Source organism: Cellulomonas sp. ES6, from assembly GCF_030053835.1.
In the GTDB taxonomy this organism is placed as follows: domain Bacteria; phylum Actinomycetota; class Actinomycetes; order Actinomycetales; family Cellulomonadaceae; genus Cellulomonas.
In genome coordinates, this window is sequence record NZ_CP125655.1 from 2,897,540 (window position 1) to 2,922,518 (window position 24,979).

At 75.8% G+C, this 24,979-nt stretch carries 28 protein-coding genes; 14 read left to right on the plus strand and 14 right to left on the minus strand.

All coding sequences use genetic code 11. From position 1 onward, the window contains the following. Positions 1–633: 633 nt before the first annotated feature. Complete coding sequence (locus tag P9841_RS13485) at positions 634–909, minus strand: glutaredoxin family protein (RefSeq protein WP_283319162.1); 276 nt, start codon at positions 907–909, stop codon at positions 634–636. Between the two features lie 309 nt (positions 910–1,218). Between P9841_RS13485 and P9841_RS13490 the strand changes: the two genes are divergently transcribed. The 5 genes from P9841_RS13490 (at position 1,219) to P9841_RS13510 (ending at position 5,588) form a co-directional block, all read left to right on the plus strand. Next, positions 1,219–1,950, plus strand: a complete 732-nt coding sequence (locus P9841_RS13490; RefSeq protein ID WP_283321958.1) for a response regulator — start codon at positions 1,219–1,221, stop codon at positions 1,948–1,950. Beyond that, complete coding sequence (locus tag P9841_RS13495; RefSeq protein ID WP_283319163.1) at positions 1,947–3,095, plus strand: sensor histidine kinase; 1,149 nt, start codon at positions 1,947–1,949, stop codon at positions 3,093–3,095. The genes P9841_RS13490 and P9841_RS13495 overlap by 4 nt, the downstream gene beginning before the upstream one ends. A 210-nt stretch (positions 3,096–3,305) precedes the next feature. After that, positions 3,306–4,274 carry a cytochrome c biogenesis CcdA family protein gene (locus tag P9841_RS13500; RefSeq protein ID WP_283319164.1) on the plus strand — a complete coding sequence of 323 codons (969 nt, stop codon included), beginning with the start codon at positions 3,306–3,308 and terminating at the stop codon, positions 4,272–4,274. Then, positions 4,271–4,897 (plus strand): peroxiredoxin family protein, encoded by a 627-nt coding sequence (locus P9841_RS13505; protein WP_283319165.1) that lies wholly within the window; start codon positions 4,271–4,273, stop codon positions 4,895–4,897. Before P9841_RS13500 ends, P9841_RS13505 begins: the two co-directional genes overlap by 4 nt. Positions 4,898–5,003: 106 nt before the next feature. Next, on the plus strand, positions 5,004–5,588 hold the full coding sequence (locus P9841_RS13510; RefSeq protein ID WP_283319166.1) for a DUF305 domain-containing protein: 585 nt from the start codon (positions 5,004–5,006) through the stop codon (positions 5,586–5,588). Positions 5,589–5,723: 135 nt separating this feature from the next. Here P9841_RS13510 and P9841_RS13515 read toward each other — a convergent pair whose 3' ends face one another. After that, a complete protein-coding gene (locus P9841_RS13515; protein ID WP_283319167.1) occupies positions 5,724–7,199 on the minus strand; it encodes an MDR family MFS transporter in 1,476 nt (491 codons plus the stop codon). Positions 7,200–7,282: 83 nt separating this feature from the next. On the opposite strand from P9841_RS13515, the gene P9841_RS13520 reads away from it, so the two are divergent. Then, positions 7,283–7,921, plus strand: a complete 639-nt coding sequence (locus P9841_RS13520; protein ID WP_283319168.1) for a TetR/AcrR family transcriptional regulator — start codon at positions 7,283–7,285, stop codon at positions 7,919–7,921. Between the two features lie 46 nt (positions 7,922–7,967). Here P9841_RS13520 and P9841_RS13525 read toward each other — a convergent pair whose 3' ends face one another. Continuing rightward, positions 7,968–8,804 carry an SDR family oxidoreductase gene (locus P9841_RS13525; RefSeq protein WP_283319169.1) on the minus strand — a complete coding sequence of 279 codons (837 nt, stop codon included), beginning with the start codon at positions 8,802–8,804 and terminating at the stop codon, positions 7,968–7,970. Between the two features lie 94 nt (positions 8,805–8,898). Between P9841_RS13525 and P9841_RS13530 the strand changes: the two genes are divergently transcribed. Continuing rightward, positions 8,899–9,591, plus strand: a complete 693-nt coding sequence (locus P9841_RS13530) for a TetR/AcrR family transcriptional regulator (RefSeq protein WP_283319170.1) — start codon at positions 8,899–8,901, stop codon at positions 9,589–9,591. An 11-nt stretch (positions 9,592–9,602) separates the two neighbouring features. Here P9841_RS13530 and P9841_RS13535 read toward each other — a convergent pair whose 3' ends face one another. Continuing rightward, positions 9,603–10,418: an AraC family transcriptional regulator gene (locus P9841_RS13535; protein WP_283319171.1), complete on the minus strand. Its 816-nt coding sequence runs from the start codon at positions 10,416–10,418 to the stop codon at positions 9,603–9,605. 129 nt (positions 10,419–10,547) lie between these two features. Between P9841_RS13535 and P9841_RS13540 the strand changes: the two genes are divergently transcribed. Then, positions 10,548–10,988, plus strand: coding sequence for a universal stress protein (locus tag P9841_RS13540; RefSeq protein ID WP_283319172.1), 441 nt, complete (start codon positions 10,548–10,550; stop codon positions 10,986–10,988). Positions 10,989–11,011: 23 nt separating this feature from the next. On the opposite strand, the gene P9841_RS13545 is transcribed toward P9841_RS13540, so the two are convergent. Then, positions 11,012–11,692 (minus strand): MBL fold metallo-hydrolase, encoded by a 681-nt coding sequence (locus tag P9841_RS13545; RefSeq protein ID WP_283319173.1) that lies wholly within the window; start codon positions 11,690–11,692, stop codon positions 11,012–11,014. A gap of 6 nt (positions 11,693–11,698) precedes the next feature. Beyond that, positions 11,699–12,358: a TetR/AcrR family transcriptional regulator gene (locus P9841_RS13550; RefSeq protein WP_283319174.1), complete on the minus strand. Its 660-nt coding sequence runs from the start codon at positions 12,356–12,358 to the stop codon at positions 11,699–11,701. 102 nt (positions 12,359–12,460) lie between these two features. Between P9841_RS13550 and P9841_RS13555 the strand changes: the two genes are divergently transcribed. Next, positions 12,461–13,159 (plus strand): SDR family oxidoreductase, encoded by a 699-nt coding sequence (locus P9841_RS13555; protein WP_283319175.1) that lies wholly within the window; start codon positions 12,461–12,463, stop codon positions 13,157–13,159. 30 nt (positions 13,160–13,189) lie between these two features. Here P9841_RS13555 and P9841_RS13560 read toward each other — a convergent pair whose 3' ends face one another. Then, positions 13,190–13,729, minus strand: coding sequence for a TetR/AcrR family transcriptional regulator (locus tag P9841_RS13560; RefSeq protein ID WP_283319176.1), 540 nt, complete (start codon positions 13,727–13,729; stop codon positions 13,190–13,192). A gap of 81 nt (positions 13,730–13,810) precedes the next feature. On the opposite strand from P9841_RS13560, the gene P9841_RS13565 reads away from it, so the two are divergent. Further along, complete coding sequence (locus tag P9841_RS13565) at positions 13,811–14,830, plus strand: SDR family NAD(P)-dependent oxidoreductase (protein ID WP_283319177.1); 1,020 nt, start codon at positions 13,811–13,813, stop codon at positions 14,828–14,830. Between the two features lie 14 nt (positions 14,831–14,844). Here the strand turns inward: P9841_RS13565 and P9841_RS13570 are convergent, their stop codons facing one another. Further along, positions 14,845–16,050: an amidohydrolase gene (locus P9841_RS13570; protein WP_283319178.1), complete on the minus strand. Its 1,206-nt coding sequence runs from the start codon at positions 16,048–16,050 to the stop codon at positions 14,845–14,847. 79 nt (positions 16,051–16,129) lie between these two features. Between P9841_RS13570 and P9841_RS13575 the strand changes: the two genes are divergently transcribed. Both P9841_RS13575 and P9841_RS13580 read left to right on the plus strand, forming a co-directional pair. Then, entirely contained in the window at positions 16,130–17,179 is a 1,050-nt protein-coding gene (locus P9841_RS13575; RefSeq protein WP_283319179.1) for an Lrp/AsnC family transcriptional regulator, read from the plus strand. A gap of 57 nt (positions 17,180–17,236) precedes the next feature. Continuing rightward, positions 17,237–18,634 (plus strand): L-serine ammonia-lyase, encoded by a 1,398-nt coding sequence (locus tag P9841_RS13580; RefSeq protein WP_283319180.1) that lies wholly within the window; start codon positions 17,237–17,239, stop codon positions 18,632–18,634. A 24-nt stretch (positions 18,635–18,658) separates the two neighbouring features. Here the strand turns inward: P9841_RS13580 and P9841_RS13585 are convergent, their stop codons facing one another. From P9841_RS13585 to P9841_RS13595, 3 genes are all read right to left on the minus strand, one after another. Beyond that, positions 18,659–19,459: an alpha/beta fold hydrolase gene (locus P9841_RS13585; RefSeq protein WP_283319181.1), complete on the minus strand. Its 801-nt coding sequence runs from the start codon at positions 19,457–19,459 to the stop codon at positions 18,659–18,661. Positions 19,460–19,463: 4 nt separating this feature from the next. Further along, on the minus strand, positions 19,464–20,318 hold the full coding sequence (locus P9841_RS13590; RefSeq protein ID WP_283319182.1) for an enoyl-CoA hydratase/isomerase family protein: 855 nt from the start codon (positions 20,316–20,318) through the stop codon (positions 19,464–19,466). Positions 20,319–20,456: 138 nt separating this feature from the next. Continuing rightward, positions 20,457–21,056 (minus strand): TetR/AcrR family transcriptional regulator, encoded by a 600-nt coding sequence (locus P9841_RS13595; protein ID WP_283319183.1) that lies wholly within the window; start codon positions 21,054–21,056, stop codon positions 20,457–20,459. 270 nt (positions 21,057–21,326) lie between these two features. Here P9841_RS13595 and P9841_RS13600 point away from each other — a divergent pair, with 270 nt between their 5' ends. Next, positions 21,327–22,628, plus strand: coding sequence for a hypothetical protein (locus P9841_RS13600; RefSeq protein WP_283319184.1), 1,302 nt, complete (start codon positions 21,327–21,329; stop codon positions 22,626–22,628). A 13-nt stretch (positions 22,629–22,641) separates the two neighbouring features. Here P9841_RS13600 and P9841_RS13605 read toward each other — a convergent pair whose 3' ends face one another. Together P9841_RS13605 and P9841_RS13610 are read right to left on the minus strand one after the other, a co-directional pair. After that, positions 22,642–23,130, minus strand: coding sequence for a GNAT family N-acetyltransferase (locus P9841_RS13605; protein ID WP_283319185.1), 489 nt, complete (start codon positions 23,128–23,130; stop codon positions 22,642–22,644). Continuing rightward, positions 23,127–23,642, minus strand: coding sequence for a MarR family winged helix-turn-helix transcriptional regulator (locus P9841_RS13610; RefSeq protein WP_283319186.1), 516 nt, complete (start codon positions 23,640–23,642; stop codon positions 23,127–23,129). Before P9841_RS13610 ends, P9841_RS13605 begins: the two co-directional genes overlap by 4 nt. Before the next feature lie 94 nt (positions 23,643–23,736). Here P9841_RS13610 and P9841_RS13615 point away from each other — a divergent pair, with 94 nt between their 5' ends. Beyond that, positions 23,737–24,369 carry an FMN-dependent NADH-azoreductase gene (locus P9841_RS13615; protein ID WP_283319187.1) on the plus strand — a complete coding sequence of 211 codons (633 nt, stop codon included), beginning with the start codon at positions 23,737–23,739 and terminating at the stop codon, positions 24,367–24,369. A 40-nt stretch (positions 24,370–24,409) separates the two neighbouring features. Here P9841_RS13615 and P9841_RS13620 read toward each other — a convergent pair whose 3' ends face one another. After that, positions 24,410–24,949 (minus strand): type II toxin-antitoxin system prevent-host-death family antitoxin, encoded by a 540-nt coding sequence (locus tag P9841_RS13620; RefSeq protein WP_283319188.1) that lies wholly within the window; start codon positions 24,947–24,949, stop codon positions 24,410–24,412. Positions 24,950–24,979: the final 30 nt, after the last annotated feature.

Sequence of the window (24,979 nt, forward strand, 5' to 3'; positions counted from 1 at the left end):
CTCGCGGCGAAACGGAAGGGGTCGGCGACGACTTCCGGACCTGAGGCACGGCGGATGGGACCGCGCGCGCGACAGGACGATCGGTTCTCTCGACGAGGCTCTCGCGAGGACGGCTGCTCGCCGTCGAGGCGCCGTGGACGTCGAGCACGGTCGGCCGGACTCAGCCGGACACGATGCGCGTGGTCAGGCCGGCGCCCGACCGCGGAGTCGGCGCGCCCCACGTTCTCATCGGCCACACTGCACCCCCTGCGCGCGGATGCTCGATGGTTAGCCGCCCGCTGCTGAGCGACAGTGTTGCACCCGTCGCATCTGCGATGTGTGCGATTCGGCAGGCTTCCGAGCACAGGTCGCCTACGGATGCATCTGGGGTCCGGCTTGGCGGCGCTTCGGGGTCAGTCGCAGGGCGTACCGACGCCAAGCCCACGCCTTGGTAGCCAGCGGTGCCCGGGTCTGCTGTATGAGTAGGTGACAGGCGGTCTCAGGCGGCTAAGGAGCACCGAGGAAGCGAAGGGTGCTCGCCGCGGCGTCCTCATCGCCATCGCCGTGCGTGATGCCGCTCCCACGGGTGCCTCGTGTCCCGCCGGGCGGGCCGTTCGCGACCTCACGCGTCGTTGCGAAGCGCGGAAGGGTCGATCAGCCCGTCCGGCCCTCGAGCGCCTTCGCCAGCTTCCTGCGGGGCAGCCGACCGGAGGAGAAGTACCGCCCGTCGAGCAGGACCAGCGGGTTCATGGCCGGCCGGTGCTCGGCGACGAGGGCGCGGCCGGCGTCGCTGTCGATGTCGACGACGCGGACCAGCAGCGGGGTCTGCTCGGCCAGGGCCGCCAGGGCGTGCTTCGCGTCGTCGCAGAAGTGGCAGGCGGGGGCCTGCACGACGGTGATGACGGGCAGGTCGGGGGGAGTGGTGGGCACGGGTCCTCCTCGGGTCGGGTCGTCTCGTGCACGACGGCGGGTGCCGCCACGCGGGGGTCGGTGGCGTCGCGGTCCTCGCCGTCGTCGCGCGGGCCGACCGCCGGACGGCCCGGCGCCGGGGAGCCACCGGCGGGCCCACCACAGCACCCCGGCGATCGCGAGGGCGGCGAGGGGACGGCCGGCGGGGAGCCGGCACGGCCACGGTCCCGCGGGCGGGTTGAGGGGACCCCGCGACGACGGTTGACCTCCGATCAAGGTTCGGTGAAGACGCCGACCGGCACCCCGCTCCCGCCCGACGCCGACGACACAATGGCCGGCATGAGACCTCCTGCCGCCCTGCGCGCCGTGGTCGTCGACGACGAGCGGCCGCTCGCCGCCGTGGTCGGCGGCTACCTCGAGCGCGAGGGCTTCGAGGTCACGCTGTGCCACCACGGGGCGGGGGCGGTCGACGTGCTCCGCGAGGTCGACCCGGACGTGGTGGTGCTCGACCTGGGGCTCCCGGGCCTCGACGGCATCGAGGTGTGCCGGCGGCTGCGGACGTTCTCCGACTGCTACGTGGTGATGCTGACCGCGCGCAGCGACGAGGTCGACACCCTCATCGGCCTGTCGGTCGGCGCCGACGACTACATGAGCAAGCCGTTCAGCCCCCGGGAGCTCGTCGCGCGGATCCGCGTGATGCTGCGCCGGCCCCGGCGGCCGGCACCCTCCGTGTCGGATGCCGTGCCCGCGCCGGACGAGCACGTCCTCACGATCGGGGGGCTGCGGCTGGACCTCGGTGCCCGCGAGGTCGACGTGGACGGTGAGCGCGCCCTGCTCACCCGCCTGGAGTTCGACGTGCTCGCGACCCTCGCCTCGCGTCCCGGCCTCGTGTTCTCGCGACCCGCCCTGATCCGCGCGGTCTGGGGTGAGGGCTGGGTCGGCGACGAGCACCTGGTCGACGTCCACGTCCTGCACGTGCGCCGCAAGCTGGGGGACACCGCGCAGCAGCAGCGGTTCGTGCGCACCGTGCGCGGCGTCGGCTACCGGATGGGCCCGGGGTGAGCACCCGCGGCGCGATCGGCCCGGGCACGCTCGGCCGGCGCCTGCTGGTCTCGATCGCCCTGGTGCTCCTCGCGGCGGCGGTCACCGCCTGGGTCGTGGCGACCCTCGTCGGACCGGCCCTCTTCCACGAGCACCTGGTCCGGGCCGGCATCGAGGACCACGAGCTCGCCGACCTGCACGTCGAGGAGGCGTTCCGGTCGGCGAGCACCCTGGCTCTCGCCTTGGCGCTGGTGGTGGCCGGTGCGACCGCGCTGGCGGTCAGCGTGCTGCTCACCCGCCGCGTCGGGCGCTCCGTGGCGCAGATGTCCCGCGCGGCGGCCCAGGTGGGTGCCGGGCGCTTCGACGCCCGCGTCCCGCTGCCGGGGATCGGCACCGAGTTCGACACGCTGGCCTCCGCTTTCAACACCATGGCTGCGCACCTGGAGGACGACGCGCGGCTGCGCGACCGGCTGATCGCCGACGTCGCGCACGAGCTGCGGACCCCGGCGGCGACCATCGCCGCGTACGTCGAGGCGGTCGAGGACGGAGTGCGCGTGCTCGACGCCGAGACCGTCGCCGTGCTGCGCGACCAGGCGGAGCGGCTCGCCCGGCTGGCGCGGGACCTCGCGGCGGTGACCCGCGCCGAGAGCGGCGAGCTCGACCTGCTGCTGACCGACGTCCCGGCCGCCGCCCTCCTGGACGCCGCGGCGCTGGCCGGGCGCGAACGCGCCGACTCCGCCGGCGTGCGCATCGAGGTGCAGGCGGCGCCCGACGCCGGGACGGTCCGGGTCGACCGGGTCCGGCTCGCGCAGGTCCTCGACAACCTCGTCGTCAACGCGGTCCGGCACACGCCGGCCGGAGGGACCGTCACGCTGCGCACCGCCCGGAGCACGCCGGACACCGTCGAGCTGGTGGTCGCCGACACCGGTGAGGGGATCCCCGCCGCGGACCTGGAGCACGTCTTCGAGCGGTTCTACCGGGTCGGCAGCGCGCGCGACCGCGGTCGCGGCGGGTCCGGTGTCGGCCTCGCGATCTGCCGCGCGCTCGTGCACGCCCACCACGGGTCGATCCGCGCCGCCTCCGACGGCACCGGCCGCGGCGCGACGTTCACCGTCCGGCTCCCCGCCGCCCTGCCCTCCGTGCCCCGCGCCACCACCCCCGGGTGAGCCGCGCCCCGAGCCTTCACCGGAACTCAACGCGGCCCTGACCGCCGCACAAGAACCGGGCGGCACCGTGGGAGGCATGCTCGACATCCCCGGAGCGCCCCGCGGCGCGCTCCTCCCGCGCGTCACGGTGGCCCGCCCGACCGGCCGGTGCGACGGCGCGTCGCGGACGCCCGGACGCGGCGGCGGCGTCCCCCTCGCGGCGGTGCGCTGATGGGGTCCCAGCTGCTGACCACCGGCAGCGTCCTGGCCGCGTTCTTCGCCGGCGGCGTCGCCCTGTTCGCGCCCTGCTGCATCGTGTTCCTGGCGCCCTCCTACCTCGCCGGTGCGGTGAAGAACCGCCGCTGGCGGCTGCTGCCCCTGACCTTCGTGTTCGCGGCGGGCCTGGCCACGGTGCTGCTGCCGATCACCCTCGGCGTCAGCATGGTCGCCGGGGCGATCGCCCGGTACCACGCGCCCCTGTACTACGCGGGCGGCGCCCTGATGCTCGCTCTGGCGGCCCTGGCCGTCTCGGGACGGATGTGGTCGCTGCCGAGCGCGCTGCGCACCCCGGACACCCGCCGCGGCGACACCGGCAGCTTCTACGCGCTCGGGGTGTTCTCCGGCATCGCGTCCAGCTGCTGCGCACCCGTCCTGGCCGGGGTGATGACGCTGTCGGCCCTGTCCGGGTCACCCGCGGGCGGGCTGCTCCTGGGGCTCGCGTACGTGTTCGGGATGGTGTTCCCGCTGTTCGTGATGGCCCTGATCTGGGACAAGGCCCGGCTGCGCGACCGCCGCTGGACCAGCCCCCGGCCCGTCCGTGTGCGCCTGGCCGGGCGCTCCCTGGTGACGAGCTCGCTGAACATCGCGGTCGCGGTCGGCTTCACCGTCATGGGGGTCGCCGTGATCCTGCTGGCCGGCAGCCCCGACATGACCCGGGGCACCGAGGCGCAGGCGGCGATCGGCCGTGGCCTGACCGCGGTGTTCTCGCGGTTCGAGGACTGGACCTCACCCGTCCCCGAACCGGTGCTCGGGCTCGCGCTCGTGGCCCTCGCCGCGCTGTTCGTCTGGGCGACCCTGTCCGAGCGACGACGCCCCGGGACGCCCCCGCCCGCCGCCGGGACCGCGCCCGACGACCACCCCGAGCCGCACGCCGCGGCGGGGACCGGCTGCCACGGCGAGCACGAAGGAGCCGCACGATGACGTCCGCCAAGGTCGCCCGGGAGCAGCGGGCCGTCGCCCTCGCGCAGGTCCACGAGGACCAGCGCCGTCACAGCAGGCGGCGCAGGCTCGTCATGGCCGCCGCGTCGGCGCTGGTGGTCGTGCTGCTCGTGGCCGTCGTGACCGCGGCCCTGCTCAGCGCCCGGGAGACGACCGCCGAGGACCTCGGGCCGGCACCGGACTTCACGCTGCGGGCCACCGACGGCTCGAGCGTCAGCCTCGCGGACTTCCGCGGCTCACCGGTCGTCCTGTACTTCAACGAGGGCGCCGGCTGCGGGTCGTGCCTGCAGCAGATGGGCGAGATCGAGAAGGACCCCGCGTTCGCCGAGGCGGGGATCGCCGTGCTGCCGATCGTGATGAACACCGCCGAGCAGATCAGCGCCGACATGGCGACGTACGGCGTCACCACGCCGTTCCTCCTCGACGACGGCACCGTCTCCGAGGAGTACGGGACCCTCGGCACCGGCATGCACGAGGGGCTGCCCGGGCACAGCTTCGTCCTGGTCGACGCCGACGGCCGCCGCGCGTGGTCCGGCAGCTACCCGTCCATGTGGCTCGCGCCCCAGGACCTGCTCGAGGAGGTCCAGGCCCGGCTGCCCGGCTGACACCACCCACCGACCGGCACGACCACGCCCGTCCCGACCCCCGACGGGCACCCGCCGACCGAGGAGCGATCCGATGTCCCCGAAGCACCCCCGAACCGTCGCCGCCGTGGCAGCGACCCTCACGCTCGGCGCCCTGCTCAGCGCCTGCTCGACCGGCGAGCGGACCACGGCCGACCGGCCGGACCCCTCCGCCGCGTCCAGCACCGCTGCGACGTCCGTCGTGCACAACGACGCCGACGTCGAGTTCGCGCAGATGATGGTCCTGCACCACCAGGGCGCGCTCGACATGGCCGTCCTCGCCGAGGGTCGCGCCCAGAGCGAGCCCGTGCAGGACCTCGCCGCGAGGATCCAGTTCGCCCAGCAGCCGGAGATCGACCTCATGACCTCGTGGCTGCTGACGTGGGGCGAGCGCCCGGTCGGGGCCGACGACGCCATGGGCGGCATGGACCACTCCGGCGGGGCCACCGGCATGGCCGACGAGGCCCAGATGCAGCGGCTCCAGGACGCCGGCGCCGGATTCGACCGCTTGTTCCTGGAGATGATGATCGACCACCACGCCGGCGCGATCGCCATGTCCGAGGCCTACCGCGACCGCGGGCAGAACGAGGACGCCCTCGGGCTCGCCGACGCGATCATCGCCGACCAGACGGCCGAGATCGCCGAGATGGAGCGCCTGCTCGCGGACCTGTGAGCCGGGCGTCGGGCAGGTCGGTGCGGTCGACGAGCTGCGCTGCATCGAGCGGCGACCGCCGCCTCGGTCGCCGAGGTCGAGCGACGGTTCCACGCCCGGCTCGCCGCGAGGCTGCCGCGACGGGTACCTCCGGCGTCAGGCTCGCGCGGAGCCCGACCCGGTGCGCGCGACGGCGCCCGGCACGGTCTCCGCAGGCGGGTCCGGCCGCTCGTCCTCCCGCCGGGCCGAGCCGCCGGGGAGCGCCAGCGCCGGCAGCACCGCGAGGCACGCCAGGCCGATCGCCCACCAGAACGCCCCGTGGAACGCCGCGGTCGCCCCCTGGTCGAGCAGGGACTGCAGGGCCACCGCGACGATCGCGGTGCCGAACGCCCCGCCGACCTGCTGGGCGATCCGGGTGTTCGCCGTGGCGTGCGGGACGTCGTCGTGGGGGACGTCCTGGTAGGCCACCGACATCGCGGGGATCAGGACCGCGCCGATCCCGATGCCGCGCACGAGGAGCACCGCGCCGAGCCACCACAGGCTGGTGCCGGGCCCGGCGAGCGCGAACGGGACCGTCGCGACGGCGGTCAGCACGAAGCTCGCGACGGTGACGGCGCGGGCACCGAACCGGTCGACGAGCCTGCCGACCGCGAAGCGCGCGGCCAGGGCGCCGACGCCCTGCGGGATCATCAGCAGGCCCGCGTGCAGCACGCTCTGGCCGTGGAGCTGCTGGTAGAACAGCGGCAGCAGGAACATCGCGGCGTACATCACGGCCCCGGTGCCGAACAGGACCAGCGACGCGGAGCCCAGCGACCGCACGCGCAGCAGGCGGATGTCGACGACGGGCTCGGTGGCACCCGGGCGCAGCGCCCGGGCCACGAACACGCCGAGCAGCACGATGCCGGCGGCGGCCGGGACGAGGACGTCGACGTGCCCGATCCCGCCGTCCGCGGCGAGCCGGGTCAGCCCGAGCAGGGACGCGGCCAGGCCGGCGGCCAGCAGCACCAGCCCGGCGACGTCGAGGCGCCCCGGCCGTGCGGCGCCGGCACGCCGATCGTCGGGCAGGTACCGCCACGCCATCCACAGCCCGACGGCGACGAGCGGCACGTTGACGAGGAACAGCCACCGCCAGCTGAGCCAGCTGAGGATCACGCCGCCGATCACCGGCCCGAGGATCGGCCCCAGCGCCATGGGCAGCGCGACCGTCGCCATCATCCGGCTGGTGACGCGCCCGCCCGCCGCGCGCACCGCCAGCGTCTGCATCAGGGGCATGATGAGGCCGCCGCCCAGGCCCTGGACCGCCCGGAACGCGATCAGGCTCGGCACGCTCCAGGCGATCGCGCACAGCACCGACCCGGTCACGAAGACCAGGAGCGCGGCCGCCCACGCGCGCTTGCCGCCCCACCGGCTCTCGACCCAGCCGGTGACGGGGATGGCCACGGCGATCGCGAGCAGGTAGCTGGTGGAGACCCACTGGATGTCGGCGCTGGTCGCGCCGAGCTCCAGGGACAGCGTGTGGATCGCGAGCGCGACCATCGTGGAGTCGAGGATCGCGGCGATGCCGCCCACGATCAGCGCCGCGAGCGCGCCACGCAGGTCCGGGGTCGGCCGGGTGTCAGTCGGTGTCGGCATGGTTCGTCCACGAAGAGAGGGAAGTGTCTCTTGGAGAGTAGGACCGGTGGCTAGGGAACACAAGCCTCTCTAGAATCGACCGGGTGACCTCCGGACCCGCCCGTCGCCGCCGCGGCCAGGCGCTCGAGGACGCGATCCTCGAGGCCGCGTGGGACGAGGTCGTCGAGGCCGGCTTCGCGAACCTGACCATGGAGTCCGTGGCGGCCCGGGCACGGACCGGTGTCGCGGTGCTGTACCGCCGCTGGGCGAACAAGGTCGAGCTGGTGCTCGCCGCGACCGAGCACAACCGCCGCGCCCACCCCGTCGAGCTGCCCGACACCGGGACGCTGCGCGGGGACCTGCTCGCCCTGCTCGGAGGCATGGGCCGGGCCCGGTCCTCGATCTTCCCCGTCGGTGCCGCCATCGCGACCTCGGGTCTGCTGGCCGGCAGCGACATGACGCCACGGCAGATGCGCGCGTCGATCCTGGGCGACCAGGCGCTGTCCGACCACGCCCGCACCGTGTACCAGCGCGCGCACGACCGCGGCGAGATCGACCTGCGTCGCATCCCGCTGGCCGTCCTCACGCTCCCGTCGGACCTGGTGCGCCACGACATCTTCATGGACCTCGGGCCGGTCGGGCCGGAGCGGCTGCGCGCGATCGTCGACGACGTGTTCCTGCCGCTCGCGCGGAGCTACTCGCAGGGGCAGGGCGCGGGCGACGCCGACACCGGAGGTCGCTGACGGCTCCGCAGGTCGGCGCCTGCCTGGCCGTCGGCGGGCCGCGAGGTCAGCGGAACAGCGCCGCGTGGTCCTCCACCCAGGTCCGGAACGTGCGGGCCGGCCGGCCGGTGAGGCGCGGGTACGCGTCCGAGATCGTGGGCGTGGTGCCGACGGCCTCGCGCCAGCCCGTGATGATCTGGCGGACCCACACCTGCGGCACGTGCCGGCCGAGCAGCGCGGCGGACTCGGCCTCGGTCTGCTCGACCACCGTCACGGGGCGGCCGATGACGTCGCCGATGGTCGCGACCTGCTCGCGCAGGGTGAGCCGCTCGGGGCCGGTGAGGACGGGTGCCGCGCCGACCAGCGTGTCGCCGGTCAGCGCCAGCACCGCGACGTCGGCGATGTCGGCCTCGTGGACCGGGGCCTGCACCGCCTCGGGGTAGGGGAGCGGCACCGCGCTGTCGGCCCGCACGCCCCAGCTCCACCGGGCGGCGTTGCCGGCGAACCCGCCGGGGCGCAGGAACGTGCGGTCGAGGCCGGCCGCGTCGATCGCGCGCTCGACGCGCAGGAACCGGGACCCGTTGTAGTCCTCCTCGGCGCCGGGCTCGGTGACCGCGGAGGACGAGAGCAGCACGACGTGGCGCACGCCCGCCCGCGCGAGCTGCGCGACCAGCGCCTCGGGGTCGTGCAGGTCGGCGTAGAGGAACACGCGCTCGACCCCCTCCAGGGCGGGGCCGAACGAGGCGGGGTCGTCGAGGTCAGCGGTGAACGTCCCGACGTGCGGCGGCAGCGCGAGCCGGCGCGGGTCGCGGCTGGTCGCCCGCACCTGCTCGCCCCGCTCCAGGAGGCCGGCGACCACGAGGCCCCCGACCGCTCCGCTGGCTCCGACCACCAGGACCGACATGACGCCCTCCTCCGCGACGGCCGCTCGGACGAACGGCGTTCGCGAACACTGTTCGCCTCGAACGGTGATCGTGTCAAGCGGCTATGCTGGGGCCGTGCCACCGTCCGCCGAACCCGTGTCGCGCCGGGACCGCCCCGCCAAGCCGCCGCTGTCGCGCCGCTCGATCCTCGACGCGGCCCTGGCCCTCATCCGCGAGCGCGGCGTCGAGGCGGTGACCCTCCGGGACGTCGCGGCGGCCGTGCAGACCGGGCCGGCGTCGCTGTACGCGTACTTCGCCCACCGGGACGAGCTGCTGGAGCACGCGCTCGACGAGGTCTACGGGAGCGTCCGGCTGGTCGGCGTGGGCGATGTCGCCGACGGGGACTGGCGTGCCGCGCTCGCGGCCACGATCGTCCGCACGATCGACGCCCTGGAGTCGTACCCGGGCATCGGCGTCGTGGCGCTGGGGACCACCCCCACGCACCCGGGCGCGCTGCGGCTGGCCGAGCACGAGCTGGCGCTGCTGGAGGCCGGCGGCGTCCCCGACGCGGACGCCGCGCTCGCGATCGACCTCATCGCCCAGTTCGCGGCCGTCACCGCCGTCGAGCGCACGGTGCGCCGCCGCAGCGGGTCCGGCGCCGACGCCCCCGGTGCGGACGCGGCCGCGCTCGGTGAGCACGCCGACGCGGACCGGTTCCCGCGGGTCAGGCGGCTGGTGCCGGCGCTCACCGGGCCGGACGAGCGCCGCCGCCGCGACTTCTCCATCGGTGTGATCATCGCGGGCCTCGAGGCGACGACGCGCGCCTGAGGGCGCGGCTGTCAGCGCGCGCCGCCGCCCGCCCGGTAGCGCCCCGGCGTCGTGCCGACGAGGGGCGTGAACTGCTCGATGAACTGGCTCGTCGTCGCCCAGCCGCACGCCGCCGCGGTGTCGGTGACGCCCGCGCCGCCGGCGAGGAGCACGAGGGCGCGGTGGACGCGGAGCTGCAGCCGCCACTGCCGGTAGCCCATCCCGGTCTCCGCGCGGAACAGCCGGCTGAGGGTCCGCGCCCCGACGCCGGTCGCCTCGGCGACCTCCTGCAGCGACAGCGGGGTGGCGAGGTCGCGCTCGACGAGCCGCGCGACCGTCCGCAGGCGCGGGTCGCTGGGCTCCGGGAGGTGCAGGGGCTGCTCGGGGGCGGCGGTGGCCTCGTCGACGACGACCCGCAGGAGGTGCGCCACCGCGGCGGCGGACCGGGGCTGCGCGGACGTCGCCGCGAGCACGGCCTCCCGGGCGAGCGGGGACGCCACGAGCACCGCGGGACCGGCGGGGAGCTCGGCGGCCAGGGCGTCGTCGAGGTACACGATGCGCATGTCGGTGCGCCCGTGCGCACGGTGGCGGTGCACGGAGCCCGCGGGCACCCACGCGAACCGGGTCGCCGGCGCGATCCACGTCCCCTCGCCGGTCGTCAGGGACAGCACGCCGGAGGCGGCGTGCACGAGGTGGCCGTGGCGGTGGGCGTGGTCCGGCGACACGGCCGCGTGCTCGATGAGGAACGCCCCGCCGACCCGCGCGCCGGCCGATGCCCCGGCCGCGCCGCGCGCCTCGGACTCCAGCAGCTCCGCCCACCCCGGGGTGGGTTGGCGAGAAACAGACATCACGGGGGACTTTACGTGTTCCGCGCCGGGACGTGCGGCCTGTCTACTCGTCGGCATGACCACGTTCCCCGCGACCGCGCTCCCCACGACCCCGTCCGCTGCCCGCGTCTCCCGCGCCGGGGGTGCCCGATGAGCCTGCGCTCCATCGTCGTCGGGGTCGACGGGCGCGAGCGGTCGTCCCGGGCGCTGGCCTTCAGCCTCGGGCTCGCCGAGCGGGAGTCCGCGACGCTCCACGTCTGCTACGTGCGCCCCTTCGTGCACTGGTCGTCGTTCGCTCTGACGTCGATGTCGATGTTCTGCTGGGACGTCGGCGGCCTGCTCCGCGTCTCCGGCGAGGAGGTCGCCGACGAGGTGGCCGCCGAGGTGTCCGACGCGTTCCGCCGCACGGGCGTCCGCGGCCGGCTGTTCCTCCCGGCCGGCGACATCGTGGGCGAGCTCGCGGAGCTCGCGCGGGCGCAGCAGGCCGACCTGGTCGTCGTCGGGCGGTCCCGGCGCCTCGGGGCGGGCCGGTCCTCCGCCGCCCGGCGGCTCACCGACGGGTTCCGGCGCGGGCTGCTCATCGCGTCGTAGCGCCCCGCTCGGAGGGGTCGGCGCTAGACGTTCGGCCCCGGCGTGCCCGCCGTGATCCGCGCGACGAGCCCGTCGATCTGCTCCCGCGCGCGCTCGGGGGTGACGGGCTCGAGCACGGGCCGGCCACGCTGCGCGGGCCACGGCACGAGGACGTCGAAGTCGAGGTCCCGCATGAGCGCGAGCGTCTCCAGGAACGCGGACCGGTCGCTCTCGCCCAGGATGACGGCCCGCCACACGCCGTCCTCCACCCACAGCGAGTCGCCGGGGAACAGGTAGCGGTGCTCGCCGTCGTCCCAGAGGTAGAACGCGGTGCCGGCGGTGTGCCCGAGGCTCGGGACGACCTCCAGGTCGTCGCCGAGCCGCTGCCGTCCGCCGAACACGCCGTCGACGCGCATGGACCGCTCGGTGTGCGCCCGGTCGCGCTCGTGGACGAACGTCGGCACGTCGAGCGCGGGGGACCCGTGCATGCCCTCGTGCCAGTGGTTGACGAGCAGGCGCCTCGGTGTGCCGAGCGACAGGATCTGCTCGGCGGCGACGTCGATGCCGGGGTTGTTGTAGACGATGACGGGGCCGTCCGCGGCGTCGAGGACGAAGGCGCGCAGGTCGACGCCGGCCATGAACGGCAGCGGGGTCGGTGGTGCGGTGGCGTAGAGCCGTGCGCCGAGCTGCTCGAGCCCGGCCCCGGTCGGGGAGGGTGTCGTCACGTGGCGTCACGGCCTCTCGAGGGTGCGGCCCATGGCCTCGGCGACCGCGCGGAACGCCGGCGGCTCGGGGGCGAGCGGCTCGGGTGAGGCGCTGGGGCGGGTGCCGTCGACGACGAGCGCGGCGTAGCGGCGCCACAGCGCGGGGTCGACGTCGCGGATCGCGGGGGCGATGCCGCTGACCATGACGGCCAGGGCGACGGTGTCCTGCCGGGTGAACCCGGCGCGGAGCTCGCCGGCGGCCACGGCGGCGTCGATCAGGCCGTCGGCGGTGGTGGCGAGGAGGTCGCTGAGGTCGGGCGGGAAGCGGTCGAAGCGGCCAGGCCCGAACAGGACGGTCGCGAGGCTGCGGTCCTGCGCGTGCACCTCGATGATGCCCATGAGGTACGTCCGGAACGCCTCGCCCGGGTCCGGCAGCTCGGCCGCCTCGACGGCGACCCGCAGCACCGTGTCGATCTTGTCCGCGAACAGGGCGTCCAGCAGGGCCTCGCGGTCGGGGTAGTTGCGGTACACCGTGGCGATGCCAACGCCGGCCGCCTGGGCGACGTCGCCGAGCGTCGCCGCCGGACCGTGCTCCGCGAACACCCGGGACGCCGCGTCGAGCACCCGCCTGCGGTTGCGCTCGGCGTCGGCCCGGGGCCGGCGGACGGGAGGGGCGTCGGTGGTCATGCCCGCAGCATACGCCAGAAGTGGATGTGGAGGCTCCAGATCCGTTTAGTGCTAGCGTCGGCCCTCCATCCCCTGCACGGCACACCCGAGGGAGCACCGCTCATGCCTGTCATCGTCATCGTCGGGTACGGACCCGGTAACGGCCACGCCCTCGCGGAGCGCTTCGGGCGCGAGGGGTGGTCGGTCGCCCTCGTCGGCCGTACGGCCTCGCGCCTGGAGGACGGCGTGGCGCGCCTCGCCGCGTCGGGGACCTCCGCCCACGCGTTCGTCGCCGACGCGAGCGACCCCGCGGCCGTCCGGGACGTCGTCCGGCGCGTCCGGGAGCAGCTCGGCCCGGTCACGTCCGTCGCGCTCACCGCCTTCCGCAGCGTCCCCGTCCCCGACGTCCTGGTGGCCGAGCCCGAGGTCGTCGCGCACGTGTTCGACATCGGCGTGACCGGCCTCCTCGCCACGGTGCAGGCGGCGCTGGGCGACCTGCGGGCGGCCGGCACCGGATCGGTCCTGGTCGTCAACGGCGCCCTCGGGCAGCACGACGACGCGGTCGACGCGTTCTTGACCACCGTCGGCGGCGACGGGGTGGCGCTCGAGTGCGCCGCGAAGACCAAGCTGGTCGGGCTGCTCGCGGCCCGGCTGCGCGCCGACGGCGTGTACGTGGGCGAGGTCGTCATCAACGGCTCGGTCGCGGGCTCCCCGTACGCGGGCCCGACGGCGATCGACCCCGCGGACATCGCGGACCGGCTCTGGGCGATGGCCGCCGAGCGCACCGAGGTGCACGTGCACGTCGCGGAGCAGCGCGCCTGACGTCGCCGGAGGCGTGCTCCGCGGGTGTGGTCAGTCCGGCCGCAGCCCCGCGCGGAGCACCGCCGTGACCGTCGCCCGGTCCTCGGGCGTGCCGAGGCGGACGACGTGCTCGATGCCGCACACCAGGTGCATGAGCTGCCCCAGGGTCAGCTCCGCCCGGGCCGCCCCGGCGCGCTGGGCGCGGTCGAGCAGGGTCGCGGCCGTCTCCGTGAGCTCGGCCTTGGCGCGGCCGACCTCGGAGGAGGAGCCGTCCGCGGCGAGCAGCACGGGCTGCAGGCCGTCGTCGGCGAGCAGCAGGTCGAGCATCGCGGACAGGAAGCCGTGGAACGCGGCCCCGGCGTCCTCGGTGCGCAGCGCGGTGCGGGCGGCGTCGAGGGCCTGCTCGACGGTGCCGGCGGTCAGCGCCTCGACGAGCGCGTCCACGGTGGGGAAGTGCCGGTACACGGTGCCGACGCCGACCCCGGCGGCGCGGGCCACCTCGTTGAGACGCAGGTCGGCCCGGTGGCAGCCCGCGGCCGCGGCGAGGATGCGCTCGCGGCTGCGGGCGGCGTCGGACCGGAGGGGCGTCATGCGCCCAGCGTAACCGAACCGGATGGATCATCCGGTATGGTCCCGTAGCGGATGGACTATCCACTTCGAGACGAGGACGCCATGACCACGCAGACCCGCACCGACGACGCCGACCGCACGGACCGCACGGACCGCACCGACCGCACCGCCACCCCGGGGACGACCGGGCGCACCGCCTGGGACCCGCTCCGCCTGCCTCGCCAGGACGGCCGGACGCTGGTGGTCACCGGCGCGACCGCCGGGATCGGGTACTTCGCCGCCGAGCAGCTCGCGGCGGCGGGCGCCGACGTCGTGCTCGCCTCCCGGTCGGCCGCCAGGCTGGCCCACGCGCGCGACACGATCCTCGCCCGCACCCCGGACGCCCACGTGCGGACGGTCGTCCTGGAGCTCGGCTCGCTGGACGCCGTCGACGACGCGGCCGCGGAGCTGGCGGCGCTGCCCCGCCTGGACGGCGTGTTCCTCAACGGCGGCGCCATGTCGATGCGGTCGGGCGCCCGTACGGCGGACGGCCTGCCGCTGCTGCTCGGCACCCACGTGGTCGGGCACGCGCGGCTGCTCGCCGGGATCCTGCCGTTGCTCGCCGCCACCGCCGCGGCCCACGGCGGCGAGAGCCGGGTCGTCCACGCGTCCACCGGCTTCGTCCGCCGGTTCCGCCCCGGGTTCGACGACGTCGCCCGGGTGCCGCGGCTCGGCATCGTGGCGTACGCGAAGGCCAAGGCCGTCACGGAGGTGCTCGCGTTCGAGCTGGACCGCCGGCTGCGCGCCGCCGGACGGCCCGTCGCGTCGGTGGTCACGCACCCCGGCGTCGGCGTCGACGCCCGCACCCCCGAGCGCCCGGGGATCCGCGACCGGTCCACCCCGTACCGGCGCAACCCGTACACGCCCTGGGCGCAGGGCAAGGACGCCGCGGCCTGGCCCGGCGTGCGCGCGCTGACCGACCCCGGCGTCCGCGGCGGGGAGTACTACGCGCCGGCCGAGGGGACGCGCGGCGTGCCGGCGCTGCTCCCCGTCCCCGTGCGGACCGCCGAGCCGGGGGACGACGCGGCGCGGCGCGTGTGGGCGGAGGTCGAGTCGCTCGCGGGGGTCGAGCTGCGCGTGTGAGCCGGCCCGGCGGGCTACCTCCCGGGCGGCGGCGTCCCCAGCCGCTCCCCGGCCCGCAGCGCCGCCACCGTGTCCACCGCGGTCAGCGCCATCGCCAGGGCACCGTCGACGGCGGCGCGCTCGGCGGCCGGGCCGATCGTGTCCTCCGCGAACTCGGGGGTGTGCGGCGCCGAGTCGCAGCCCTCGATCGCGACGAGCGGGTGGATGGCGGGCACGGCGTGGGACACCGTGCCCATGTCGGTGGACCCGCCCGCGGGCCCGGCGTACGCCTGCGGGGAGCGGCCCAGGGCGGCGAGGTTGCGGTCCCACGCCCGGGCGAGCAGGGGGTCCTGCACGACGTCCGCGTAGGTGGGCTCGGCGTCGGTCCAGGACCAGGTGCACCCGGAGGCGACGGCGCCGCCCTCGAAGCACGCGAGGACTCGACGTCGGGCGTCCTCGACGGCCGCGAGCGTGTCGCCGCGCACCTCGGCGCGCACGGTCGCGGCCGCCGGGATGATGTTGGTCGCCTCGCCGCCGTCGGCCACGTACGCGTTCGCGCGGGTGCCGTCGGGCAGGTGCTGGCGCAGGAGGCCCAGGGCGACGAGGCCGATCGTGGCGGCGCCGGCGGCGTTGGCCCCGCCGGGGTTCGCCGCGCCGGCGTGCCCGCCGCGTCCCCGGAACGTCACGTCGAAGCGCGCGGCGGCCTGGGTGCGCACGTCGGCGCAGCGCACGTCGTGCCCCGGGCCGGGGTGGACCATCAGGCTGAAGTCGACGTCCTCCCAGGCGCCGGCGTCGAGCAGCAGGACCTTGCCGCCGCCGTGCTCCTCCGCCGGGGTGCCGAGCAGCTTCACCCGCAGGCCGGTGCGGTCCGCGACGTGGGCCAGGGCGAGCGCGGCGCCGACCCCGGCCGCCGCGATGAGGTTGTGCCCGCACGCGTGCCCCATGCCGGGCAGCGCGTCGTACTCGGCGCACACGGCGACCGTGACGTCGCCCGTCCCGCAGGTCGCCTCCACGGCCGTCCCGAGCCCGTAGGCGCCGACGGTGGTCGCGAAGCCGGCGTCGCGCAGGACGCCGGCGACCGCCGCGGCGGCGCCGTGCTCCTCGAACGCCGGCTCGGGGGTGGCGTGGATCCGGGCGCTCAGCCCGAGCACGGCGTGCTCCCAGTCGGCGCGTGAGGCGAGGACGGCGGCGCGCACGTCGTCGGGGGCGCGGTGGACGGGCGGGGGCTGGGTGACGGACATCGCTCCTCGATCGACGCGGCGGACGGGTCGCGTGCAGGATGTCCCGCCCGTGCCGGCGGCCTCGGTAGGGTGAAGGATCATGACGGCCACCCGCAGCCCGGTGCAGGGACGCAGCCTCGACGAGGTCGACCGGCGCATGATCCACGCTCTGCAGATCAGCCCGCGTGCGCGCTGGGCCGCGCTGGCGCCCGTCGTCGGCGTGGACGCGGTCACGCTCGCGCGGCGCTGGGAGCGGCTCGCGGGCGAGGGGGTGGCGTGGGTGGCGGGGCTCCCGGGCTCGGCGGCCCGCGGCCCGGCGGCGATCCTCGAGGTGGAGGCGCAGCCCGGTGCCACGCCGCAGATCGCGGACGCGCTCGCCGCGGACGCCGAGTCGTTCACCGTCGACCACACCGCCGGCGGCCGGGACCTCCTCGTCCTGGTCGGCGCCCCCGACCTGACCGCGCTGGGCGACTACGTCATCGGGCGGATGCGGGGGCTGGACGGGGTGCGGGCCACCCGCACGCACCTGCTCTCCTCGCCGTTCACCGACGCGGGGCAGTGGCGCCTGGGAGCGCTGTCCCCGGAGGAGGCGGCGGCGGTGGGCCGCACGGTGCCGGCGCCGGGTGCGGCCCGGCTGCGCGTCGACCCGCAGCTGGAGGAGGCGCTGCTCACGGTGCTCGGCCGGGACGGCCGCGCGACGGTGGCGACGATCGCCCGGACGCTCGACGTGGGGCAGCGCCGGGTCCGCGAGTCGCTGGCGGCGCTGACCGCGCGCCGGCGCCTGGAGGTGCGCACCGAGATCGCGCGGGCGTACTCGGGGTGGCCGGTGCACGCGTGGTACTTCCTGCGGGTGCCGGCGTCGCTGACGGAGCGGGTCGGCGCGGCGCTCACCCGGCTCGGGGAGGTGCGCCTGGCCGTGTCGACGATCGGCCCGTACAACCTGGTGCTCTCCGTGTGGATGCGGACGCTCGCCGACGTCCAGCGGCTCGAGGTGGCCATCGGCAAGCGGGTGCCGGACGTGTCGATCGCCGACCGCTCCGTCGTCCTGCGCAGCCTGAAGAAGGAGGGCCGGGTGCTCGACGGGCACGGGCACGCGACCGGCACCTTCGTCCCCCTGCCGACCGACTTCGCGCGCGACGACGCCGACTGAGGTACGGATCCTGCACCGCGCGGAGAGCCGCTGACGCGCTGCCTATCGTCGCGTGCCATGGAGACGCAGCAGACCGTCGGGGTCTTCGACCTGTTCACGATCGGCATCGGCCCGTCCAGCTCGCACACGGTCGGTCCCATGAAGGCGGCCGCCGACTTCGCGCGGCGCCTGGCGGACGCGGGGGCCCTGGAACAGGTGCACACGCTGCGGGTCGACGTCTTGGGCTCCCTCGCCGCCACCGGCGCGGGGCACGGGACGTTCACCGCGATCCTCCTGGGGCTCGCCGGCGCCCTGCCGGACCGGGTCCTCCCCGACGAGGCCGAGGCCCTGCTCGACCGGATCACGCGCACCGGCACGGTCGACCTCGACGGGCGGCACCCGGTGCCGTGCCGGGTCGAGGACTTCGTGCTCCGCCCGCTCACGGTGCACCCCCGGCACCCCAACGCGCTGTCGTTCGCCGCGTCCGACGCGCAGGGCCGCGAGCTCGCCGCCGGGACGTACTTCTCGGTGGGCGGCGGCTTCGTCGTGCGCGAGGGGGAGGACGCCGCCGGCGACGCGGCGGACGGCACCGACGCCGCGCCCCTCCCGCTGCCGTTCCGCACGGGCGCCGAGCTGCTCGCGGTGTGCGGGTCGACGGGGCTCGCCGTGAGCGAGGTGATGCGCACCAACGAGCGCGCGCGCCGCTCCGACGACGAGATCTCGCGGGGCCTGCGGCACATCTGGGAGGTCATGGAGGCGTGCGTGCGCTCGGCGGTCGCCCGCGAGGGCGTGCTGCCGGGCGGCCTGGGCGTGCGCCGACGGGCGGGGGAGTGGGCCGCGCGGCTCGAGCGGGAGGACCCGCACCACGACGAGGCGCACTGGCAGCAGCGCGTGAACCTGGTGGCGCTCGCGGTCAACGAGGAGAACGCCAGCGGCGGCCGCGTCGTGACCGCACCGACCAACGGCGCCGCCGGGGTCGTGCCCGCGGTGCTGTCGTACGCGCTGGACTACACCCCGGCGGGTCGCGCCGACCGGGACGACGTGGTCGAGCGCTTCCTGCTCGCCGCGGCGGCGGTCGGCACGCTGTACAAGGCGAACGCGTCGATCTCGGGCGCCGAGGTCGGGTGCCAGGGCGAGGTGGGGTCCGCGTCGTCGATGGCGGCCGCGGGGCTCGCGGAGGTCCTCGGCGGCACGCCGCGGCAGGTGGAGAACGCCGCCGAGATCGCCATGGAGCACAACCTGGGCCTGACGTGCGACCCGATCGGCGGGCTGGTCCAGATCCCGTGCATCGAGCGGAACGCGATCGCGGCGGCCAAGGCGGTCAACGCGGCGCGGATGGCGCTCTGGGGCGACGGCGACCACCGGGTCTCGCTCGACCAGGTGATCGCGACCATGCGCGAGACCGGGGCGGACATGAGCCACAAGTACAAGGAGACCGCGCTGGGCGGTCTCGCCGTCAACGTCGTGGAGTGCTGAGCCGGCGTCCCCGGCCCGGGCGCGTCACCCCTCGGCGCGGAGGAACGCCGTGAGGTGCGCGGCGGCCCGGGCGGGCACCTCGTTCTCCCACGCGTGCCCGGCGCCCGCCAGCAGCAGCAGGTCCGCGTCGGGCAGCTCGGCGGTCATCGCCAGCACGTCCTCGACGGGGACGGTCGCGTCGTCGCGCCCGTGCACCACCAGCACCGGCGCGGCGACGCCGCCGAGGGCGCCGCGGGTGTCGAAGCCGCGCGTCGCCGCGAACCGCCGCACGAGGGCGGCGCTGCGGGCCGCCGCGGCGCCGTCGTCACCAGCGCCCGCGGTCGCCGCCTTGGTGGCCGGGGCCATGCGCGCCAGCAGCGCCGCGGCGCGCCCGGCGTCACCCGTGCCGAGCGCGGCGAGCAGGTCGGCGACGGGTCCGGTGACCCGCCCGGGTCGGAACGGCGCCTGGGAGGTGGCCCCGAGCACCAGCCGGTCGAGCAGCGCCGGGTGCCGCAGCGCGAAGGCCTGCGCCACCATCCCGCCGAACGACGTGCCGAGCACGTGGACGCGGGGGTGCCCGAGCGCGGTGACGAGCGCCGCGAGGTCGTCGGCGAGGTCGTCGGTGCCGTAGCCGGCGGGCGGGTACGCGCTGCCGCCGCAGTCGCGCTGGTCGTACGTGATGACCTGGAAGGCCGGGGCGAGGTGCCGGCGCAGGGGGTCGAACAGGGTCTGCCCGATCTGCAGGCCGTGGACGAGCACGAGCGCCGGCGCGTCCGCGGGCCCGGCCACGCGGAACGCGGTGCGCCCGCCCCGCAGCTCCACGCCGTGCACCTCGCCTCCGGTCACCGGGTCACCAGACCTTGCGCCCGCGGGCGTCCGCGACGAGCTCGGGGTCCGGGATGAGGGTCTTCGCCGCGACGGTCGCGAGCGACTGCTGCGAGAAGTGGAACCCGAAGTCCTCGGTGACGAGCTTGCGCCACGGGCGGTTGAGGATGTTGTGCGTCGCCCAGCGGGCGAACCGCGGCCGCTTCATGATGTCGCGCGCCAGGTCCCAGGCGCGCGGGAGCAGCTCGTCGCGCGGCAGCACGTCGCTGACCAGGCCCCACTCGAGGGCCTTCGGCGCGGGGATGGAGGTGCCGCCGTAGATGGCGTACGCGGCCCGCTTGGTCCCCAGCAGGTGCTGGAGCGCCAGGGACAGGCCGTCGCCGGGGGCGGTGCCGACCATGAAGTGCGGGTCCATGAAGTCGGCGTCCTCGGCGGCGAGCGTGACGTCGCACATGAGGGCGAACTCGGTGTGGATGCCGGGCCCGTTCACCGCCGCGATCGTGGGGATGTCGATGCAGTTGACGAAGTTCTCGATGAGCTTCCAGGCGTCGATCGTCTGCTGGAAGATGTAGTCGGGCGTCTCCTCGACGAGCGGCTTGGGCCACGTCTGGCGCGGGTCGCCCCGGAACCAGGTGTCGCCCGTGCCGGTGATGATGAGGACGTGGTTCTCGGGGTCGTTGCCGACGTCCTGCCAGACGCGGTTCCACGCGTTGTGCGCGGCCCAGTTGTGCACGTACGGCCCGCCGTCGGTGTGCAGGCGCAGCTCGAGGATGCCGTCCTCGCGCCGCATCTCGAAGAAGTCGGCGTACTTCGGCGCGTACTCCTCCAGGGGCGTCGGCGGCACGTGGCCGTCCCACCCGAAGCTCGACGTGTCCACCATGGTGAGGTCCCTCGCTCGGGGCGAGCCGTTCCCGCCCGTTGACGAGACAAAGTATCTCGTTAACGCCGCCGGCCGGCCGGGCCGCGGGTCGTGCGCCGGGAACGGGCGACGTGGCGCCGCGCGCGCAGGTTCCGGGACCTAGAGCCGCCCGGTCTGCCGCAACCCGGCCACCACGAGCTCGACGACGTCGCGCGCCTCGGCGACCGACAGGGGCCGGGCCCGGCGCAGCGTCGACCACTGCACCGGCCCGGCGAGCATCATGTTGACGAACGGCGCCCCCACCGGCGGCAGCTGCCCGGCCGCCGTGGCCAGGTCGAGGCGCCGCTGCAGGTCCGCGGTCCGCTGGTCGAGCAGCCGGACGCCCGCCCGGCGCAGGTCGTCGTCCTCGTCCACCCGCCGCAGCAGGATCTGCAGCACCACCCGCCCGGCGGGGGACGCCGCAGCCGCGGCGAACGCGTGCACGAACGCCGTCAGGTCCTCCACCACGTCGCCGGTGTCGGTGATCGGCACCGACGTCACGGCGAAGTGCTCCAGCACGTCGGCGAGCAGCCCGTCCCGGTCCGGCCACCGCCGGTAGACCGTCGCGCGCCCCACCTGCGCCCGGGCGGCCAGCTCGTCGTACTGCAGGCCGTCGAGCCCCCGCTCGGCCAGCAGCTCCACGGCCGCCGCGTACAGGCGCTCGGTGACCCGGCGGGTGCGGCCGCCGGGGCGGCGGGTCGGGGCTCCGTCAGCCGGCATCGCGCTGGTCCTCCCGTTCGACGGCACCGACCTTAGCGGGGTGAGCCGACCGGCCTGCCCATCAGCCCGGGCCCCTCGGCGCGGCCCCCGCCTCCGCGCCCGGGCTCGGCGGGGACCTTCCGCACCACCGGAGCGAGAAGTCCGCACGCTCCCGCACGCCCCGGGGGTGCCGCGGCCCCCGGTGCCGCGCCTACCGTCCGGACCGACGGGTCCCCGCACCGCCCGGACGCGGCGCGGCGCGGACCCGCGCCCCCACCGTGAGGAGACCCGATGCGACCCCCTGCACCCCGCCGCCGGACGACGACCGCCCCGGCGCTGGCGGCGGCGGTGGCCCTGCTGACCGCGTGCGGCGGCGGCGGCACCGGCACCGACGGCGCGGGCGCGCAGTCGCCGGAGCCGGAGGTCTCGCCGGTGTCGTACCCCGTGCCGGAGGGCTGCCCGACGGGTCAGGAGCTCAGCCTGGTCTCCGTCGGGGAGGACGACTGGGCCGAGCCGCTCGACGCCGCCAGTCTGGACGGGGAGCTGTCGACGCCGCTGCTCCCCGGCGGCTGCGGGTACGTCGTCGGGGACGAGGGCACCACGGACTCCGGGACGCGCTACCGGCGGCTCGTCGTCGAGTACTTCAACCTCGACACCCCGGGCCGGCCGACGCAGGCGGACGTGCGGGCGTGGGGCGAGGCCGCCGGCGGGGTGCCGACGGAGGTGACCGACCTGGACGGCAACCCCACCGGGGAGTACAGCGACACGTCCCTGCGCCTGCCCGACGACTTCACCGGCTTCACCAACGCCGTGGTGAGCTGGGTGGACGGCGAGACGTCGTGGCGGTTCGACCCCGAGAACGACGTCATCCCCGCGTTCACGCAGGGCGCGAACGCGGAGGTCGGCCTGTACCTCGAGGCCGAGCGGGTCGAGGCGATCCAGGCCGCGGCCGCCGCCCCGGGGGCGTCGGCGGGTGCCGGCATCGACCCGACGACGGCCCTCGCCCAGGGACTCTCCGCGACGTTCTCCACCTCCTACAGCGTCGTCGACGGCGAGGGCTACACCGCGACGTACGAGCTGTCGGGCCGGATGCAGCCCTTCACGTCGGACGTCACCGACGCCCCTCCCGGTCAGCTCGAGGCCGTGGGCGCGTCGGGTGTCGGCGGGTCGGTGACCAACACGACGGCGGAGCGCAACATGACCGCGCCGGCCGTGAGCGTCGTCGCGCTGTACCCGCTGGAGTCGGCGGCGTGCAGCGGCTACAACGGCATCTCGGCCGAGGGCGCGGACTGGCAGGACTCGGCGTACTGCGTGCTCGGCCTCGGCTCCGTCCCCGGGGCGCAGCTCACCCCGGACGGGACGCAGTCGTGGGACGCCGCGGAGAGCAGCCAGAGCCTCGGGCCGTACGACGAGACCGGACCGGCGCTCGCGGAGCTCAACGCCCCCGTGTCGGTCTACGCGCGGTTCGGCGGGAAGGGCTCCGGGCTGACCGGGGTCGACTGGACGGCGGACGTCGGCTGCCACGTGCAGAGCACCAACGGCGGCACGTGGGTCGTCGTGATGGACGGGTGGCCGGAGGTCCTCTGCGGCTGACCGGGTCGCGGGGTCAGTCCAGCTCCTTGCCGTAGCACCGGGACTGGGCGAGCACCTCGTACGGCGGGTAGGTCGGGATCCGGGACCAGCCGAGCGCGACGTACAGCCCCTCGGCCTCCGGCTGCCGGTCCCCGGTCTGCAGCACGAGACGCCGGGCGCCGGCGGCGCGGGCCACCCGCTCGGCCTCCGTCATGACCGCGCGGCCGATCCCGCGGCCGCGGTGGCCGGCGGCGACGACGACGCGCTTGACCTCCCACTCCCCGTGGTGCTCCCGCAGGGCGGCGTGCCCGAGGGGCGTGCCGTCGTGGTCCACCGCGAGCACGACGTGCCGGATCGTGGCGGGGTCGACGGCGAGCGCCTCGCGCGCCGCGTCGGACATCGGGCCGAGGTCGCCGTACCGCTCGCCCATCTCGGCGTCCATCGCGGCACGCAGGGCCGCGGCCCGCGGGTCGTCCCAGGCCACCGGCTCGAGCGTGTACGGCGGGTGGGCCGTGCCGGTCACGCGTCGCCCCGGTCGGTGATCGGGGCGACGACCGCCGCGAGCTCGGGCACGGCGGCCTGCACGACAGCGCGTCCGGCGTCGCCGAGCGCCGCGAACCGCTCGGGGCCGAGCAGGTCGACGACGACGCGGCGCACCTCGCGGACGTGCCCGGGTGCCGCGGACTCGACGCGCGCCCGCCCCTCCGGGGTGAGGCGGGCGCTGGTCCGCTTCCCGGCCGCGACGCACGACCCGCGGACGACCAGGCCGGCGTCCTCGAGCCGCCCGACGGCGTGCGACAGGCGCGAGGGGGAGCTCTGGGAGAGGCGGGCCAGGTCGCTCATCGCCGCCTCGTCGTGGGGGCTCTCCGAGAGCGCGGCGAGCACGTGGTACTCGAACAGCGTCATGCCGGAGTCGCGCTTGAGCTGGGCGTCGAGCACGACGGGCAGCGTCATGACCAGCGCCATGACCGCGCGCCAGTCGTCCAGCTGCGCACCCGACAGCCACGGCGTGACGTCCGGCTCCGGCTGTGACATGCCGTGCAGTCTACGGGTGTTGAACTTTCAATGCGAGCGTGTCTAGAGTGCGCGACGTCTTGAACTTTCAACACCTCGTTGGCAGGAGCCACCCATGACCGTGCTGCGCGTCGACTCGACCATCCAGGGCGACCGTTCCGCGAGCGCCGCGCTCGCCGACCTCGTGCTCGCCGAGCTCACCGCCTCCCGCCCGGCCGAGGCGGTCGTGCACCGCCACCTCGGCCGGGACCCGCTGCCCGCCGACGCCTGGGCGACCGCCGTCGGCGCGGGCTGGACGGCTCCCGAGCAGCGCTCCCCGGAGCAGGCGGGCGCCGTCGCGCTCGCCCAGCAGCTCGCCACCGAGCTGCGCGAGGCCGACGCCGCGGTGCTCGCCCTGCCGCTCTACAACTGGGGTGTCTCCCAGCACGTCAAGACGTGGATCGACCTCGCCATCGCGGGCGGTGCCCCCGGCGACCGGCTGCTCGACGGGACGCCCGTCGTGCTCGTGACCACGCGGGGCGGCGGCTACGGCCCCGGCACCCCCAAGGAGGGCTGGGACCACGCCACCGGCTACCTGCGCCGGATCCTCGCGGAGGTCTGGGGCGCCGACCTCACGGTCGTCCAGCGCGAGCTGACCCTGGTGGGCGTCAACCCGGCCCTCGACGCGCTCGCCGAGCCGGCCGCGCTGCAGAAGAAGGAGGCCGAGGCGGCGGCAGCGGCCGCGGGGCGGGCGCTCGCGGCGCGCTGACCGGGGGAGGCGGACCCGCGCGGTTCCGCGGCGACCGCGGTCAGTAGTCGCCCATCACCGCTCGTCGCTGCTGCTCGGGGAACGTCGTCGCGACGCTCGACCGCAGTGCCCGCGCGAAGGACGAGCTGGAGACGATCGCGGCCAGCCGTGAGCTGTACGTGCTCCGCCGCAGACCGTCCACGACCTCGGGCAGCGTGGCGAGCTGCGTGAGGCCGAACGCGGACTGCAGCGCCCGGAGCGTCAGGAGCACGGTCCGGGCGTAGTCGGCGCACCACTCGGGGCCGAACTCCTCGAACACCCAGACCAGGACGTCCGACGAGGTCTCGGTGAGGAACCGCGCGCTCCCGACGGCCCGCGCGTCGTCCTTCGTCGCGAGGAACACGGCGCCGGCGTCGCGCTCCGCGAGAGCGACGAGGAGGTAGTGCACGTAGTCCGCGCTCGGCGTGGGCGTGTGGTTCGACGTGACCCTCACGGGCGCGGAGCCTCGGCTCGTGATGATCTGGTCCTGACCGGACCTGGCTCTGTCCAGCACGGTCCCGAGCTGCGCCCGGGCCTCGGCGACACCCCAGGTCGACTGCATGGTGCGCATGCTGGGCGGCGCGCGGCGAGG

Coding starts and splice junctions, on each gene's coding strand:
- P9841_RS13490 (WP_283321958.1), top strand. CDS start 1,219: ATGGCCGGCATGAGACCTCCTGCCGCCCTGCGCGCCGTGGTCGTCGAC.
- P9841_RS13500 (WP_283319164.1), top strand. CDS start 3,306: ATGGGGTCCCAGCTGCTGACCACCGGCAGCGTCCTGGCCGCGTTCTTC.
- P9841_RS13505 (WP_283319165.1), top strand. CDS start 4,271: ATGACGTCCGCCAAGGTCGCCCGGGAGCAGCGGGCCGTCGCCCTCGCG.
- P9841_RS13515 (WP_283319167.1), bottom strand. CDS start 7,199: ATGCCGACACCGACTGACACCCGGCCGACCCCGGACCTGCGTGGCGCG.
- P9841_RS13525 (WP_283319169.1), bottom strand. CDS start 8,804: ATGTCGGTCCTGGTGGTCGGAGCCAGCGGAGCGGTCGGGGGCCTCGTG.
- P9841_RS13535 (WP_283319171.1), bottom strand. CDS start 10,418: ATGTCTGTTTCTCGCCAACCCACCCCGGGGTGGGCGGAGCTGCTGGAG.
- P9841_RS13540 (WP_283319172.1), top strand. CDS start 10,548: ATGAGCCTGCGCTCCATCGTCGTCGGGGTCGACGGGCGCGAGCGGTCG.
- P9841_RS13550 (WP_283319174.1), bottom strand. CDS start 12,358: ATGACCACCGACGCCCCTCCCGTCCGCCGGCCCCGGGCCGACGCCGAG.
- P9841_RS13555 (WP_283319175.1), top strand. CDS start 12,461: ATGCCTGTCATCGTCATCGTCGGGTACGGACCCGGTAACGGCCACGCC.
- P9841_RS13560 (WP_283319176.1), bottom strand. CDS start 13,729: ATGACGCCCCTCCGGTCCGACGCCGCCCGCAGCCGCGAGCGCATCCTC.
- P9841_RS13565 (WP_283319177.1), top strand. CDS start 13,811: ATGACCACGCAGACCCGCACCGACGACGCCGACCGCACGGACCGCACG.
- P9841_RS13570 (WP_283319178.1), bottom strand. CDS start 16,050: ATGTCCGTCACCCAGCCCCCGCCCGTCCACCGCGCCCCCGACGACGTG.
- P9841_RS13575 (WP_283319179.1), top strand. CDS start 16,130: ATGACGGCCACCCGCAGCCCGGTGCAGGGACGCAGCCTCGACGAGGTC.
- P9841_RS13580 (WP_283319180.1), top strand. CDS start 17,237: ATGGAGACGCAGCAGACCGTCGGGGTCTTCGACCTGTTCACGATCGGC.
- P9841_RS13590 (WP_283319182.1), bottom strand. CDS start 20,318: ATGGTGGACACGTCGAGCTTCGGGTGGGACGGCCACGTGCCGCCGACG.
- P9841_RS13595 (WP_283319183.1), bottom strand. CDS start 21,056: ATGCCGGCTGACGGAGCCCCGACCCGCCGCCCCGGCGGCCGCACCCGC.
- P9841_RS13600 (WP_283319184.1), top strand. CDS start 21,327: ATGCGACCCCCTGCACCCCGCCGCCGGACGACGACCGCCCCGGCGCTG.
- P9841_RS13610 (WP_283319186.1), bottom strand. CDS start 23,642: ATGTCACAGCCGGAGCCGGACGTCACGCCGTGGCTGTCGGGTGCGCAG.
- P9841_RS13615 (WP_283319187.1), top strand. CDS start 23,737: ATGACCGTGCTGCGCGTCGACTCGACCATCCAGGGCGACCGTTCCGCG.
- P9841_RS13620 (WP_283319188.1), bottom strand. CDS start 24,949: ATGCAGTCGACCTGGGGTGTCGCCGAGGCCCGGGCGCAGCTCGGGACC.